Origin of the sequence: Brevibacillus gelatini (genome assembly GCF_003710935.1) — a bacterium.
Classification (GTDB): Bacteria; Bacillota; Bacilli; order Brevibacillales; family Brevibacillaceae; genus Brevibacillus; species Brevibacillus gelatini.
This window is the reverse complement of record NZ_RHHS01000041.1, coordinates 1-15,182: the sequence shown is the minus strand read 5'-3', so window position 1 is coordinate 15,182 and position 15,182 is coordinate 1. Positions and strand designations below refer to the sequence as shown.

18 protein-coding genes are annotated in these 15,182 nt (G+C 49.0%); all 18 read right to left on the bottom strand.

Translation table 11 applies throughout. The features are described from left to right. Positions 1–14: 14 nt before the first annotated feature. Positions 15–854: a hypothetical protein gene (locus EDM57_RS17640; RefSeq protein ID WP_122906007.1), complete on the bottom strand. Its 840-nt coding sequence runs from the start codon at positions 852–854 to the stop codon at positions 15–17. After that, positions 854–1,753: a hypothetical protein gene (locus tag EDM57_RS17635; RefSeq protein ID WP_122906006.1), complete on the bottom strand. Its 900-nt coding sequence runs from the start codon at positions 1,751–1,753 to the stop codon at positions 854–856. Before EDM57_RS17635 ends, EDM57_RS17640 begins: the two co-directional genes overlap by 1 nt. Further along, entirely contained in the window at positions 1,750–3,099 is a 1,350-nt protein-coding gene (locus tag EDM57_RS17630) for an ATPase, T2SS/T4P/T4SS family (protein WP_122906005.1), read from the bottom strand. Before EDM57_RS17630 ends, EDM57_RS17635 begins: the two co-directional genes overlap by 4 nt. After that, a complete protein-coding gene (locus tag EDM57_RS17625; RefSeq protein ID WP_122906004.1) occupies positions 3,099–4,217 on the bottom strand; it encodes a CpaE/TadZ family protein in 1,119 nt (372 codons plus the stop codon). The genes EDM57_RS17630 and EDM57_RS17625 overlap by 1 nt, the downstream gene beginning before the upstream one ends. After that, a complete protein-coding gene (locus EDM57_RS17620) occupies positions 4,214–5,002 on the bottom strand; it encodes an SAF domain-containing protein (RefSeq protein ID WP_122906003.1) in 789 nt (262 codons plus the stop codon). Before EDM57_RS17620 ends, EDM57_RS17625 begins: the two co-directional genes overlap by 4 nt. Beyond that, a complete protein-coding gene (locus EDM57_RS17615; protein WP_122906002.1) occupies positions 4,999–5,871 on the bottom strand; it encodes a P-loop NTPase family protein in 873 nt (290 codons plus the stop codon). The genes EDM57_RS17620 and EDM57_RS17615 overlap by 4 nt, the downstream gene beginning before the upstream one ends. A gap of 1 nt (position 5,872) precedes the next feature. Beyond that, positions 5,873–6,637, bottom strand: a complete 765-nt coding sequence (locus EDM57_RS17610) for a hypothetical protein (protein ID WP_122906001.1) — start codon at positions 6,635–6,637, stop codon at positions 5,873–5,875. Positions 6,638–6,792: 155 nt separating this feature from the next. After that, on the bottom strand, positions 6,793–7,071 hold the full coding sequence (locus tag EDM57_RS17605; RefSeq protein WP_122906000.1) for a hypothetical protein: 279 nt from the start codon (positions 7,069–7,071) through the stop codon (positions 6,793–6,795). 108 nt (positions 7,072–7,179) lie between these two features. Continuing rightward, positions 7,180–7,797 carry a DUF4046 domain-containing protein gene (locus EDM57_RS17600; RefSeq protein ID WP_122905999.1) on the bottom strand — a complete coding sequence of 206 codons (618 nt, stop codon included), beginning with the start codon at positions 7,795–7,797 and terminating at the stop codon, positions 7,180–7,182. A gap of 85 nt (positions 7,798–7,882) precedes the next feature. Beyond that, positions 7,883–8,404 (bottom strand): hypothetical protein, encoded by a 522-nt coding sequence (locus EDM57_RS17595; RefSeq protein ID WP_122905998.1) that lies wholly within the window; start codon positions 8,402–8,404, stop codon positions 7,883–7,885. Continuing rightward, positions 8,401–8,820, bottom strand: a complete 420-nt coding sequence (locus EDM57_RS17590) for a TadE/TadG family type IV pilus assembly protein (RefSeq protein WP_122905997.1) — start codon at positions 8,818–8,820, stop codon at positions 8,401–8,403. The genes EDM57_RS17595 and EDM57_RS17590 overlap by 4 nt, the downstream gene beginning before the upstream one ends. Further along, entirely contained in the window at positions 8,820–9,314 is a 495-nt protein-coding gene (locus EDM57_RS17585) for an A24 family peptidase (RefSeq protein ID WP_122905996.1), read from the bottom strand. The genes EDM57_RS17590 and EDM57_RS17585 overlap by 1 nt, the downstream gene beginning before the upstream one ends. Further along, positions 9,311–9,487 carry a pilus assembly protein gene (locus EDM57_RS17580; RefSeq protein ID WP_122905995.1) on the bottom strand — a complete coding sequence of 59 codons (177 nt, stop codon included), beginning with the start codon at positions 9,485–9,487 and terminating at the stop codon, positions 9,311–9,313. Before EDM57_RS17580 ends, EDM57_RS17585 begins: the two co-directional genes overlap by 4 nt. 67 nt (positions 9,488–9,554) lie before the next feature. Further along, positions 9,555–10,463 (bottom strand): type II secretion system F family protein, encoded by a 909-nt coding sequence (locus tag EDM57_RS17575; protein WP_122905994.1) that lies wholly within the window; start codon positions 10,461–10,463, stop codon positions 9,555–9,557. Between the two features lie 4 nt (positions 10,464–10,467). Beyond that, positions 10,468–11,367, bottom strand: a complete 900-nt coding sequence (locus tag EDM57_RS17570) for a type II secretion system F family protein (RefSeq protein ID WP_122905993.1) — start codon at positions 11,365–11,367, stop codon at positions 10,468–10,470. 13 nt (positions 11,368–11,380) lie between these two features. After that, positions 11,381–12,862, bottom strand: coding sequence for a TadA family conjugal transfer-associated ATPase (locus EDM57_RS17565; RefSeq protein ID WP_122905992.1), 1,482 nt, complete (start codon positions 12,860–12,862; stop codon positions 11,381–11,383). A gap of 9 nt (positions 12,863–12,871) precedes the next feature. Continuing rightward, positions 12,872–14,281 (bottom strand): CpaE/TadZ family protein, encoded by a 1,410-nt coding sequence (locus EDM57_RS17560; RefSeq protein ID WP_122905991.1) that lies wholly within the window; start codon positions 14,279–14,281, stop codon positions 12,872–12,874. Then, positions 14,278–15,006 (bottom strand): Flp pilus assembly protein CpaB, encoded by a 729-nt coding sequence (gene cpaB, locus EDM57_RS17555; protein ID WP_122905990.1) that lies wholly within the window; start codon positions 15,004–15,006, stop codon positions 14,278–14,280. The genes EDM57_RS17560 and cpaB overlap by 4 nt, the downstream gene beginning before the upstream one ends. Positions 15,007–15,182 lie beyond the last annotated feature (176 nt).

Below are 15,182 nucleotides of genomic sequence, written 5' to 3'. Positions count from 1 at the left end.
CGCTTAGCCTCCCTTTAGGTTAAATACTTGGCCAAAATTTCTGTCAGCAGCTTGTACCAGGGAAACATGGCAACCAACAGTCCCATGTAAAATGCCGGGTAAACGATGACACTGTAGCCAATCCCCAGCGATTTTATTTTTTTTCGATGGCGAAACATCCTGCGCTGATCGACGGCCCACTCCATGCGCTGCATCGTTACACTGACTTGTCCCGCGCTTAGCTGCTCAATCGTGCGCATGCTGGAAACGAGAATGACGCCATCATCGACCCCCATCTTGCGTTTGAAGCTTTCCAACGCTTCATCCCGATCCTTGTTCCACTCTGACAAAGTGGGGACATACTCCTTCAGCTTTCTCGTAGGTCTCGCAGCTTTTACCATGGCATTGTAGACAGGCACCTGATTTTCCAGCAAAGTTACATAACGGTTAATGAAACGGGCTATATCTGTGCTCAGCATATCCTCGCGGTTGCTCGCCCACATCTTCAGAGCCAGGTACGGAAGGAAGTAGCCGCCTCCCGAAGCAATGCACATTGAGAAAAGCGGAAATGACTCAACACGGCACAAAATGACCCAAAGCAAAACGAGAACGCAAACGGCACTTCCACACAATAGTTGCAGGAACATCCACTCGGCTTTGCCCCAGCCAAACGGCCTCCCTGCCCGGGAAAGCAACTGTTCCCACTTTTCATCATCAGCGGATTTGACCGTGCTCTCCCAGCTTTTCCACCACTTCGCAGAGATGAACAAAACCGGTCTCTGGCTTTGCACCAAATACTTTCCGGCGAAGAAGACAGCGAGAAACATAAATAAAGCACCTAAGCCAAGCCACGTATACATGACCAGCAATTGCATTATCGATACCTCCTTCCCCAAATGAACGCAAGCAGGATGGAGAATGACCAGACTGTTGCTGCCAGCGCTAAAATGGCCTGTCCGTCAAGGGTGTAAAAGTACAGCCGATACGAATCTTTCAACAAACTCTGGTTGTAAGGGATCAAGCATATGCAGGTGGCAATGACGATTAAAAGGCTGATCCAGATCGAGTGTATTTCGCTGTCCCGCTCATGCTTTTCGTCCTGTTGGACAAACATTTCATTCGTCAATCGGTTCAGCGGTACCTGAATATCTTCCGTCTCCCCCTCCAATCCACTTGCAATGTACATGGCAAAATCAAATGCCCACGGATGGTCCAACCTTTGCGCAAATTGTTCTACTGCCGCTGTAGGATTCCCGCCATCGGCAAGGGTGTTGTTCAGCAGAAGCAAGTCTGGCAGCAGCTCCTTTGGACATTCTTCAATCATTTCCCGAAAAGTCAGCACGATATTTTTTCGACTGTTATAATAGCGGGCAAAAAGCTCCACGAATCGGCAAAATGAACTGATTTTTTTGTTGATCCGAACTGTATATCGGGCGTACAGCAAGAGAGTAGGCAGAAAAAGAAACAAGAGAAACAAAGACAGAGAAACAATCAGGTTCCCGAGCAAAACTCCCGAGATGAATCCCGCGACACCACCTATCAAGGAGAGCAGAAGATGAGCCTCAGGCGTACCGCCGCCTATCTGACACCACCGAGCGTATCGCTCATACAATATCCGCCTGGTGGCATGCCGCAAAAATTTTTCTCTCCATGCTTCTACCGTGCGGGGAAAGAACACGCGGGGAGCAGTCCAATTATGGTACAAGAACACTCCCATAAACATAAAGCCAGTAAACAGGCAGACAACCATCGGAATGAGTAGCGAATACATCATAGTTGCCTGCCCAGATCAGTAAGACGTAGCTCTTTCAATACATCCAGGTTTGCTTTCCCCACGTAGCACATATACTCCACCAGATGAGGACTAAGCTGTCTCCCTGTCCATTCGTATACACCCGTTTGCACATTGCAACTGACTAGCGGAATCGATTCTACACGATTGAAGGTGTCGTTCCATTCCGTAGCATGAATGGCATCAACAAAGCGGTGACCGTTATTGCGGTAGGTCAGGGAATTTACAAAGTTAACTGCCCTGCTGATCCTCTCTTGCGTCAATTCAACACTTCGTCCTCCATACTGAAAAACGAGGTCTGTCAGGTCGTGCAAAGCTTTATGAGGAAAACGTTCGTGCATTGCCGCTATCGTAGCATCCGTTCCTCTGATTCCTGCATTGACAAAGTGGTACGCTTCAATCGGCTCGCGTATCTCACCGATCAAAATCGTATTGGCTGTGGAACGATACATATCTTTAAAGCAGTTGCTCAGCTCAATACCGATTTCCTCCACATTTTGCAGCTCAATGACTTCTCCCGGCCATACATCAGCAAAGCGCATCTCATGCTCACTCTCGAAAATAGTAATGTACTCTGTCTGTGGGTCCTTGAGCTTCAGCATGCACATCATCAAGGTTGTTTTCCCGGCGGCCATCGGTCCAATGACAAGAACGTTGCCACGTCCGTGCACTTGCTGTTCGAGCAGCCATTGCACAGGTTCGTCAAAAGTCGGCTGTGGCTGTGTCCGAAGCTGGTCAAGCGAGAAAGCCGGGGTTGTAAATCGTCTGACAAGAATCGTAGGCACTCTTGAGTATGGAAAAGTAAACATGGTCAAACGAGCCTTTAATGCCGGAAGATACCCGCTAAGACGCGGCTTTTTCTCGTTGAAAGACAGGCCCGCAGCATTTGTCAGCTTTTGCTGGAGAGTCTCCACTTCCTTCCAGGTAGGGGTGTAGGAGAGAAACTTTTTGACCCCTTGTTCAAGGTACGCTACTCTTCGATCGGCACATATCCGCACTTCTTCTACCCACGGGGACAAATGCAGAACGGCGTCCAGTATTCCCCAGCCATAGGTCGCAAACACAAGACCTTCGTAGCCATTGACATGCGGCAAAATCTCCTCTGTTACCGGACGTTTGAGCACTTCTTCAAAGTAATGCTGCAATCGCAAAATAATATGGTTGTGACTGTCGCGGTCGCCTTGCTCGGCCAAGGAGAGAATTTGCTGCATTTCCAGCTTTTCTTCACGCGTTTTGCCAAAGTGGTTCAAGTAATCCCTGGCGGCTTGCTTCAATTCCTCAATGCTCTGCAACCCCGGAGTGCTCCTGCTCAATTCTGCTGCTCTCATCAGCTGTACACCACGCTTTTTTCAGCATGGTCTGCTCTTGCAATTTCCTTGAGACTGCTGATGTACGATTTTGGCGGGAAAAACTCTTCAATCAACACGCTGCTGCTTCGTTGGGATTGCATCAGCCTGCTTGGCGATATGCGAGGAACCACACCATAGAGCGGAATATCCTCGCCAATCCGGTAGGGCTGTCCAGGCTCCTGATGGCTTAACAAAACCTCGCACTGTACGCCTTTTTCGCGCCAATTCTTGATCCACTCCCTGGCGCTCTCAATGCCAAAGGGATCAGCGCGAACAAACAAAAGATTGCGATCAGCCGTGTTAAGCAATCGCTGCATGGCCTCTGACTCAGGGAAGCAATATCCCCAGTCGACATACACATGGTCAAATTGCTGGCGAAAAGCCGCAATCATATTGCTTAGTTCCGCACTCCGCCATTTGCTGGCTGCGTTCGCGTAATACAGATTGGGCATATGAGCACTCTGCTTGCAGACGCTGCGCCAATTCCGCCTGAGTGCTGTCTGCAGATCCAATAAATCTGGCCGAAACAGAGCCAATTGATGCTGCTGAAGCTTGAAAAATCGGGTTAAATCCGGTTTGGCAACGTTCATGTCAAGAACGGCAATACTTTTGGCTGGATACTGTCTGGCGAGCAAAATCGGGTAATTGATGCAAAACGTAGTAATTCCCGATGCTCCATAACTCATGAGGGCGTATACCTGTCCTTCGATTCCGCCGCTATGATTTTCCGTCCTGTCCTGGGCAAAGCCCAAAATCAGGCTGATTTTGCCCCGAATCTCTTCCTGTGAAAGCTGGGCGGACAGTACGTACACCATTTCAAGCTCCATCTCCTCTGCCACTTGGGCAATGATTGGCTCATCCCGGTACAATGGAACGATGATGAGCGGAGTATGGGCAGGCAGTATGTTTCTCAACGCGGGAAGCCACTCCCATGCCGGGGTTGCGTACATCTCGGAGAAGACAACTGTCGCATCCGGCTGGTACAGGTGAGCAAGACGTGAGAACTCCTCAGATGATTCAGCCACCAATACCTCACTCGTGATCGGCATATACGTTTTGGCCAACGACTTCATCGGATAACAAACCAAAATTTTCATGACGCTTGCTCCTTTGAAACCATGATGTGTCCTACTTGCAGCATGCCGTATGACATTGCTTCATTCAGGATTACGTACTCTCGATCCGTTAGATTGAATCCTAGAAAAGCAGGCAGCGCGGTGGGCTGTACCCGGTAATCATGATATTTTTTCTCATGGTTGGACTGAGGCTTTTCGCGAGCGCCATTAAATACGGCATCCATCTGATCTGGAGAAGGCAGCAAGCTTGGCTTCAACGTGTAAATCTCACTGCCATTGCTGTCTCTTACGCTGACCAGTTGGCTCTCAAACAGAAACTCGGCCGTATCATTTGTCTTTTTGAATTGCACTGGCTCCGGGTAGTCCTGTAATTCAGCCAAGCTCTTGTATTTGACCCAGATTTTCACGTGGTCACCCTTGCGCAGCTCTGTCAAAGGCTGAATCGAGAGTAACGGAAACTCATACCTGGCCTCACCTTTTTCGGGTAAAAGTTGTGAATCTGTCAGCTTGTTTGTTAACAGCTGCTCGCCTTGATAAATGGTTTGCGTGCTTCTTTTGCCCACCACATCATTTATATCGCGCGCTGCATCCGGCAGGATTTCATCTATTTCCTCCTGTACAAGCACCACATCGTCCTCTGTAATCGGCTCAAAAGGGGAAATTTCCTTCCCGGCAGCGACTTTTACGACTGGTGCAAACAGCCTTTCGGTTGCCAGCGCATCAATATACTGGGTAGCAGCGTAGAAGGAGGAGCCTGCTAGAAGAAACGAGATCAGGCATATAACGAGCATGGTTTGCTTTTTCATAACACCCTTCCTTTGTGCGCATAAATCAGGGATTGAAACTGACTTTCCTCTTCTGGAAAAAGTTCCAGCAAAAAGTTGGCCTTTACGTGTGCCATCGCAACTTTCTCTTCATCAACGCGAGCAATCTGGTAATTAATTTGTGAAACACTTGGACCCCAGAGTGACAACGTCCCTTCTACCTTTTTCATGACGGATGAACGAGAAAGATGCGTATTCCATTTGTTTGCGATGAATCTCAATTTGCTTTTTTCTGCTACCCACCAGCCTGGAGTCGGTTCTACCAGGAATAAGCGGGTAAGACGTGCAATATCTGTGTCAAAAACAACCCATACTTCATCAGCCAGTTCGAAGATCTGTCTTGCCTCGCTATGATTCCAGTATGAAGAAACATCTATGAGAACAATCGAACTGTCTTTGCTTAATCGAAGTATCCAGTTGGCTATATCCATGCGGGAAGATTCTTGCTGACTATGAAAAGGGGTGTCGATCTGGATGCGAAGCTGATTATTTTGCATGAGGAGCAATGATGTCGGAGAAAGATTCTTAAATGATCGAACTCTGCGTTCGTAATCAAGAGCGAAGTAGAAGTAAGAAGTTTGGGTTGGCATCTCGCAGAGTGTCACGGGTATTCCTTGTCCCGCCCAGGCATAAGCAATATTTCCAGCCACAAAACTGGCACCAGCCTGCGGGTACAAACTGGTTACAGCGATGCATTTTCGAATGGTCGCCTCTTGCTGCTCCACTGTATGAGTAGCAGCAAGCTTTTCTTTCAGCAGCCTCCACTGCCGTTCTTCTTCGGAAGTATGCGCAAACTCCTGTTGTTCCAAATCACGGAATCTGGAGACAAAGCGGCTCACTTGGTGAAACATGCTATCCCACCTGGGAATCGTTCGACTTGTTTTTTCCCATGATGTATTTCTCGAATTTCTCAACCATTTCCCTGACCGTGAGTGACTTTCGGTGGTAGTAGTAAATTTTCCGCAGGCGCTCCCGTTCTTGTCGAGTCATTTCCGGTTTGACTTTGGCTGCCAGGTCAATGAGCAGTGCCAGCTCTACGTTGTTTGGTCTCCCTCTGCGGGGCGGGTTGGCGAACAATTCCTGCTGCTTCTTATCAAAGGCGTTTGGGTATTCGAGCAGCCACATATCTACCAATGTTTCAATATCTTTCTGGCTTCGAACTCCCAGCTTCATCAAGTATCTAAAGTAGTGTGGCAATGAGCGCTCTTTCAGCATGCCGCTTTTCCATCTGGCGACAAATCCGTCGGGCATGGTTAAAAGCTTGGTCACATCCCGGATGAGTGCTGTCCGATTTGGCGATTGGTACTGTACTACTGCCTCTTTCACCAGCGTGAACAGAATGTCATGATAGTTCGCGTCGCTATAACCGCTTCCGTACTCGACGATATACCATTCCTCTACTGCCTTATCAAAGTCTCTGCGGCAATTGGTCAGTTGCAGCTGATTCAGATGTTCGTAAAACTCCTCCAGATCATACTGAACCATGAACTCTTCCTGGTATTCGCCAAAAACGTAAACGATAAATGCCTCTTTCAGTTCTTCCAATGACAAAAGTTTCAGACCATTTGTCTTCTGATAGCAGCGGTTCACCAATTCGATAGCACTCTTTGCCAACACATTAAAAACCCCCTATTTTTTACATATTTATACAATAATAGACATTTTGTAACAAATTTCGTCACTCGTCAAACCTTTTTTGTAAAATTTTGCAGCAGGCTTTTTAAATTTTGGATCGCCCCACACGCATCCGTGCAAGGGCGATTTTCTTGCACTTACTCTGCCTTCAGGTAAAGCTCTTCTCCTGTAGCAAAAAGCAGTGCAATTCTGCCTCCCCGCTCCATGACGGTCGGAGCATTCTCCATCACAATCAGCCCGTCATTGAGTACGACTCTTTCTCCAAATCGATGTACAGTCTCGATTTGGAAGCTTCCCAGCGGTAGCCTTTCCAATAAAAGGTGCCTGCCGGGCTTGTGCTTCTGGTAGCGTACATGCCGCCCAAGAAGCTGCTCCACGGATGCAGAGCGCTGGTGGTGAGCCTCTACTGTTGCCATGCGCAACGCCTCCTTCTCTCACCTGTAGAGTACGGCCGTTTCATGTGCTTATAAGCCAATGAAACTATGTATACCGTAAAAAAAGACAGAGGGCATTGGCAAATATTTTTACTTCTCTTCCCAATAAACCGGATCACTCAGTTCGGGATACATCTCTGTCACCATGTCAAAAGGAGAAAAGTACAGCGTGTCGACAAGAATTTTCAGTTTGAATTGTTTCAGGATCGAGTAAGCGCGCTCCGTTTTGCTGAACAGTCTGGGCAGATCGCGCATATCAGACAGCTTCAGCAGGTGCTCGCACATGTAATCGACGCAGTATTTGGCACGCTCCTCGCCCTTGATGCTCTGGAAATAGGCAGGAGGGAAATGACGGCGAATGCCTGACAATACCTCCTGATAAACCCACAGTACCCGTTGCTTTTCCGGCAATCGAGGAAGATGCGGGTAGGCATACTCAACAAAGTAGTACACATCTTCCGCCTTTGCCTCGATCGGCGGCTCGATATACTCACGGATCAAATGCAGCTTCAATTTCTTGATATCCTCCAGACTCAACTCACGTCTCGCCTGCTCAGGCGTCCACTTTTTGACGTTTTCTATCGCATAGCGGACGATTAACTGGACCTTCTGCTTGCGGTACTGCGCATCTTCAAATTCATACGGGGAAAAGCGTTTCTGCTCTCCATTAAGAATGCGTTTGTACCGATCGACAATTTTGGACGGCACTGTCCCTCACTCCCATCCCCATTTTTGGAATATACTCCTAAATTACCACGGGAGATTGGGACAAAAATAACAATTTCCTTCTTTGTTATCTAGGTCTTTTTTCATATACACCGGATTGTGAGACACGATCTATTTTGGCATTCAGCTCTCCCCAAAACACGGGAATGCGCCGCTCTACCTCTACTTGCAGATGGTAAATACCTTGCTGATACAAATAGGCACGCTCTCCTTTTTGGTGCACGACGGAAATTTCATCCGCATGTTTCTCCAGTGCTGACTTGTTCATTCTCCATAAAATGGCTGCTTCCTCACGTGCGCCCCTGATTACCTTGGCATCTGCCCGTTCGGCATCCTGGCTGGTTGCATAAAGCCTTCTCTGTGTTTCGCCATTCGTATCCGTATACTCCCACAAGCCAGCTGCACGCGCTCCTTTAGTAACCAGATCGGCAGTTTGCTGAACATTCATTTCCACATAATCAGCCTGCTCTGAAAACAAAAGCAAAGACAACAAGCCGCCCAAACAAAAAAGAAAGAAGATCAGCGAAATCATGGTGGCACCGCTCTCATCTTTTGCACGTATCTGCACACGCTGCCACAAGCCGCTCATTTTTTGTCCTCCGCATTTTCAATCATCATGTGATAGTTTTCGGACAACTCGTAAACCGCTCCCGTAGCAAGCAAGCGAAAGGACATTTTCGCCTCAACTGTAAAGTGATTTCCCTTTTTCCAGCCGTCTCCGTCCAGCTCAAGCACAATATCGCGATCAGCAACCTCCATGCCCTGGTCGAGTTCGGCCATCCCCCGTTCTCTCGCATGGTATTTGGCCAGTCCAAAATTAGGCTGCACAGCTGCGATTCTGCCAGCCTCGTACGCGGCTGCCAGAGCCTTTTGACGGTTGTACAGAACCGTGAACTGATCGAAGGAAAAAACGATCAGCAGCCAGACCAGCGGAAAAATCAGCACAAACTCAATCAATTGACTGCCCCGCTCATCTTGCAGCCATCGTCTCAGCATTGTTTTCATCAGGCCGCCCCCACTTTATGCAACAAGTGACGGAGCAAAAAAGCGCCAAGCAAAAATACTGCGTAAGGAAAAGCAAACGCCGTTTTCTCTACGCCAGGAAGCCATAATTGCCGATGCGCTGTCCATCCTGCTGCCATGACAAAGAGATTTTTCCCAAGCCGGGGCCAGCTGCGCGGATACAGTAAGACAAATAGAACGCACAAAACCATAGAGTGAAGAAATAACGGGTATACCTCTGTCCAGCCGCTCCATGCCCCGACTGCCATCAGCAGCTTCAGGTCGCCCATCCCCATGCCCTTGCAGGCGACTGGAATGGCCGTCAACAGAAATGCCCCCATCACACCTGATAACGACGTCCAAAACGTGCCTGTATACCACTGATAGCAACATCCAAGCATAATCGCAGAAGACGTGAGTGCATTTGGAATTTTCCGATGTCTCCAGTCACACCATGCCGCGATGGTCAAAAGACTGCCCAATAACACAGTTGTCATTTGCTGATCTTTTCTTGCAGTTCCTTCAGCTTGGCGTCTTCGGCTTCCCCCAATGATGCCAGCGTCGGAATAATCAAAATGAGAATCACCGCTACAATGATAACCATTTCCACAATCGTTACACCGTCTTCCTCACTCCAAAAGCGTTGGAAGAAGTTTGCAATCAATGACATCTCTTTCACTCCTTTATCAGATCGTACTTTCACTTTGCCAAAAGACAGAGCAGCCTTGCAAAAATATTTACAGCCGCTCCCCTATGCCGATTAATGCCGGTCCCATCACGAGAAACAACAACGGAACTCCCATAAACAAAATGACAAAAGGGAGCAGACGAACATTTAAGCGATTCATATGTGCCGCTGCCTCATCCTCTTGCTGCCTCACCTGTTCCTCGATTTGCGCGGACAGCATTTGCGAAATACTGACGCCTTTGGTGACCGCCTCATTCATCTCCAAAGCGATGGTGGTCAGTGTGTCGATTTCCCAACGGAAAGCCAATTCCTCCAATGCTTTTCTCCACGATCCGTGCCGTTTTTCCGCGACCTCCAGTTTGGCAAGCTCCTTGCCCAGCCTGGCATCGAAGCGGCGAGCGGTCTGCTTGACTGCCCCTTGCAGCGGCATGCCTGCCTCGACCAATGATTGGACAATGCCAAAAAAGACGGGGACTTGTTCACGTATTTCCGCCTTGGCCCTTTTATCCGCCCAATCAAGATAAAACGTCGGCAGCAAATAAAGTCCCAAGCTGAGCATCAACGGATACCCGGTCTTGATCCCGAGCATTTCCCCATTGGCCATCTTCAGCAAAAGAGAGACAAGAGCAGAGGCGACCAGGCACATGCAAATCAATCTCAACAAGACCATTTCCGCCAAACGAATCCGAAGGTGGAGCCGCGATATGATTTCTTCCGTTTTGGAAGCATGGATACCCGTCCAGCTGCATAACCGCAGCAAAAGTTGCTCGTTTTTTTCCAGCAGTCGAACCAGTGTCCAACGAGGTTGGCGGCGTTCGAATGCTTGATCGAGCTCTGCCTGCTGCTCAATATCGATTCGACTGAACAAGCTGGAGAAAAAAGAATCTCCCTTGCTCACACAAGCAGGGAGTCCATAAAGAAGTACGGCAAGCCCAATCAGAGCGCAAATTACAAGCACACGCTCAACCTCCCCGATGCATACTTTTGTGCGCTATGTAGCGAATCGCTTCTCCCCCCAGCAAAATACTCGCCAGGCACGCCAAAATGAGCAACCTCCCTCCTACGGTAGCTGTCAGCGAATCAAAATGATGCGGATTGTTTGCATACAACGCCAAAATGAAGACAAATGGCATTACGCTCAACAGATTCACTTGCGCAACAATTTGGGCCATAGCCGCTTTTTGTCTGCGCATCGACTGCCTGCGGCGCAAAATGGAGGACGCCGCCAAATCAAGTGTTTTCGCCATGTCCCCACCCATTTCTCGCTGGATTTGCACAATCGTAGCCAAATATTTGACATCGGCTGATCCTGTTCGCCCGTAAAAATCATTCATCACGTGCTCTAGTGGCACTTGCGCCCGAAGCAGCTCGACAATTCGCCTGTATTCTGCCGTTACGCTTTTGTCTAAAAATGGGCTTGCCGCGACCTGCTCAAAAGCATGCAGATAGGATGGCGACGTGCGGAGCGAGCTTGCCATGAGGCGAATAGCTTTACTATTTCCAGCCTCAAATTTGTCTCGGTGTCTGGCCCCCCACAAACTGACCAAACGTTCTGTAAACAAGACACCGGCAAACAAGGCAGGAATCGCCAGCCACCAGGATTGCAATAGTTGGCTGCTGATACCAAAAGACAATACGCCTAATAAAAAAGACAAGGTGACATACTGGTTGACTCCCCAGCCTGAGCGTGACTTCTGCAGCCTTTCCTCCAACCGATGCCAGACCGTTTTTCTGTCGCGCTGAAGCAATCCCACAATCTCGTGTTTGCTCGTTCGCCCGCGGACATACATTTTTTGTGGAATGACGAGCAGTAATGTAGCCAAACCGATTCCCATCGCAACAGGCATGCTGATGTCAACCAAGGTTCGCTCCCTCCTAGACCTGTATCGGCGTTGTAAAAAATACTTGCTCGATTGCTTCTTGTGAAAGTCCTTTTTCCTGCCAGCGCTTGATGATCCGCTCAGGCCGATAGCCTGTCCACTTGAACTGCCCCTTTACTTTTCCGTCCTGGACACCTGTTGCTTCATACACAAAAATATCTTGCAAATATACCCGATCAGGCACGACCTGCTTGACGTTGCACGTTCTTTTTATCCATTCCTCGTGCGATTGGCCTGTGCCGACAACTTCTGTGATCGCAACCACTTTACGGCTCCCATCCTCTTCAAACCGCTTTACCTGCACAATCAAATCCAGTGCCGAGCCAATCATCAGGTTGCGTTCCTCCGCACTGTAAACTTCATCTGCCTTGCCAAACAAAATCGGCAGCGTTGAGTCAACCAAAGCTCGCGGTGAGTTTGCATGTGCTGTACTCCAACTGCCGGGGTGATCCGTGTTCATCGCCCACAGCATATCGACAATTTCCCCGCCTCGTGTCTCGCCCACCATAATGACGTCTGGACGCTTGCGCAAAGATAGACGAACGCAATCCTTGATGGAGAAGCCGCCTTTTCCTTCGTAGTTGGCCGGCTTTGCCAAAAGCCTGCGGACAAAAGGATGTTGCAGCTTCAACTCCAGCACATCCTCAATGGTGATAATGCTCAGATGGTCAGGAACGTATTGGGATATGAGGTTCAGCATATGCGTCTTCCCTGATCCTGTTCCTCCACTGACAATTCCGGACGCTCTGGCTAAACCAACCGCTCTTTGCAAAAACAAAAGCATCGGTTCACAAATCGACCCGTAACGCAAATAGTCGCTTTCACTCAGCAGTTCGCGATGTTTGCGAATGGTGAGCGTGTGCCCATCCGGCGAAATGGAACGATGAGTGGCTGCCACCCTTGAGCCGTCAGGAAGCTGTGTGTGCAGCTCCGCCTTTGTCTCATTAAACTCCCGGCCCATCGTCGCAGCAATTTGCTCCAACAACCGCAGCATTTCTTCTTCGTCGCGAAATACAGCCGTTTCGTGCTTTTCCAGCCGTCCGGTGCTTTTTCGTTCCACTACGAGGTAATTATGGCGATGAAACAGTATCTCCGTAATATCACGGTCCTCCAATAGCTCATCGAGCGCTCCCCAGCCAGTCAACGAATGCAGCAGCCGTTTTACTTCCGACTCCAAATGCACGGACGAAAGCGGCACCATCGACTCCAGCAGCATGCGGATATCCGCTGCCAGCTCTTCCTTGAACGCAGGAGAATGTTTATCCTCCCACAGACGTTTACCGTACTTCTCTACAATTTGCGTACGGATAAATGTCTCTGCCTCGCTGCCAATCGACCGCTCCTGACTGGTTGACTCTCCTTGCCTTTTTTCAAACAAGGTAGCCGGCGGTCCCGAAACTTCCCGCCCGATTGTTCGCTGCTCCTGGCCTCTTGGCATCTGATTGGTTATCCCCAGCAATTGTCGTTTGTCGAACATAGCGCCCCCCTAGCCCCACAACCAGCGCAAAAGGGATGGCTTCTCGCTCTGCTTCCCTTTTGCAGCAAGTTTTTTTGTTTCTTCATCGACCGGAAACAATGCCTTTCCCAACGTTTCAATGGCTTCCCTGGCGGCACTTCGCCCGGTTTGCATCATGACTGGAATCCCTGTGTTAATGGACTTTTTTACTTCTCCATCGTCAGGAATGGAGAAAATCTTTTTGCTTGGATGGAGCTGAAAATAAGCGCGAATTTCTTCGAGCGTAAACATTTCTTTTCGCTGCAAACGGTTCATGCACACCTGGATTCGCTCTTCCGGGTACTCTGCTTCCCTGAGCAGCTTCAGCAAGCGTTGAATGTTTTCGATTGAATCCACTACAGGAGTACCTACCATCACAACTTGCTCGGCAAAAAAGAGGGCTTGGATCGTCGCATCAGTCGTATCGGGAGCAGTATCAATCAAAATCACATCGTAGCTGCTCTGTTTGAGCGTCTCCAGGATGAGATACAAATGATAATCGCGAATTTCAAAGCTTTGGCGAATATCCCGCGGAGAAGTAAGCACGTCCAATCCCGATTCCGTATGTCCAATGACGTACTTTTCAATATGCTGTGGAAAAAGCGGCAGCAAGGAAGCGAGTTCCTGCCATTCCTCTGGCCTGACAGAATACGGGTCTATTCCTCGTTTTTGCGCGAGGGCGTGGAGCTGGCTGTCAAGCTCTTGTACCCACGTAAACAAATTGGGCGTTCTGGGCAGATTCAATGCGGTGGCAAAGGTCCCCAAGTCCAGATTGAAATCGACTGCCAACACTTTCAAAGGGCGTCCTTCCTTTTTTTGCATAGAAAAAAAGATCGCCAGCTCACGAGAAATAAATGTTTTTCCGACGCCGCCTTTTGGGCCATACACTGTAATGAGGCGCTTTTTCCCTGCTTTAGGTTGAGCATGAATCGCCGGGTGAGGCTCTGTCATCTGGTCTTGGTCTTTAGAGTGAGGCATGCCCCCTTGTTGCTCTTGGGAAAAAGGTTGTTGGGGCTGCCGGGGGAATCTCGTGTCCAGGGCTGGACTCTGGGCCATCATGGCCAGCGCTTCCACTTGTCCGGATTGTACGGGTTTGGCAATTACCCAAATGCCCAGGTTTCGAAAAAACGGCTCCCACACCAGTTCATTAGGCGAGCATGCTGCTATAAATGCCAGATGGGGAAAAGCAAGGCGAAATTGCTGGCACAATACGCCCCTTTCCGTCTCTTTTACACCCCCCAAAAGAACGAGATCCGGCCTTGATTGCTGCAACTTTGCCCATGCTTCATCTACGCTGGCAGCTTCCCCGCATATTTCGATCAACTGACTGCCCGCAAGCTGGTTTGCCAACTGACGCGTTGCCTCTCGATCATCGTCTACTATGAGTAATCGTCTTTTCACCCTTGTTCCTCCTTTTCCAATCCCCATCGTTTCTTGGTTTTCATTAACTCCGCGGCGAAGCTGACATCGCCTATTCCTGCCTTGTGGTCATCCATTACCGCAGCCAACCCCAGTCTGATCTTTCCATAATGCAGAGCATGTGTTAGCAAAACGGCCTCTTCTCGTGTGAGAGAAAGAGTGACAGCCTGCAGTTGTGGATGATCTCCCTCCATCTCCCGCTGAACGGCTAAAATAGGCATGTTTTGCAGTAGTATGCCGGAGTGCGCCCCTGCCTCATCTTCAAACGAGGCGTAAACGTGTACTCTTTCCCCTGTGGAAATGTGCGGGGAAACACCTGCCACATTATCTACCGGAATGCTCATCCCGGTTCTTTTGTCTCCCAATGCGGCTTCATTTCCCGTCTGATTGGCCAGTTCCAAATCACTCGGCAACAGAGGTCTTCCTCCCTTCACTGAACGCGAGAAGGGCAAGCCGATCAAATCTTCTGCCTCTGTCCATGGAATCAATCCTGGAATGGGATCAGAAGTTGTTCGAAAAAGACCTCCCAATGCCAATGTCAGCGGCTCCATGTCCTTTGCCTCCAGTAGTTGTCCACTTTCTTTTTCCACTGTTGGCCGCAGCTGAATATAAGTCACATCATACGGTTTTAAAATGGCGTAGGCTCCGATTCCCATACATGTTGCCAATAGTAAAAGAGCCAATAATCGCAGCGGATGAACAGACATTCTCCCCCTCCTTTCAATCTGCTATTAGGGTAAAGGAACGAGGTGGGACAAAAAAAGAAACACAAAAAAACCGTGCAGGTAATTCTACACGGTTTTCTTCACTGGCTATATTCGCTTATTCATTCCCTGAAAACTGGATCTGCATGTTTGCCAAGTATGTGTGGATAAGTCCTCGA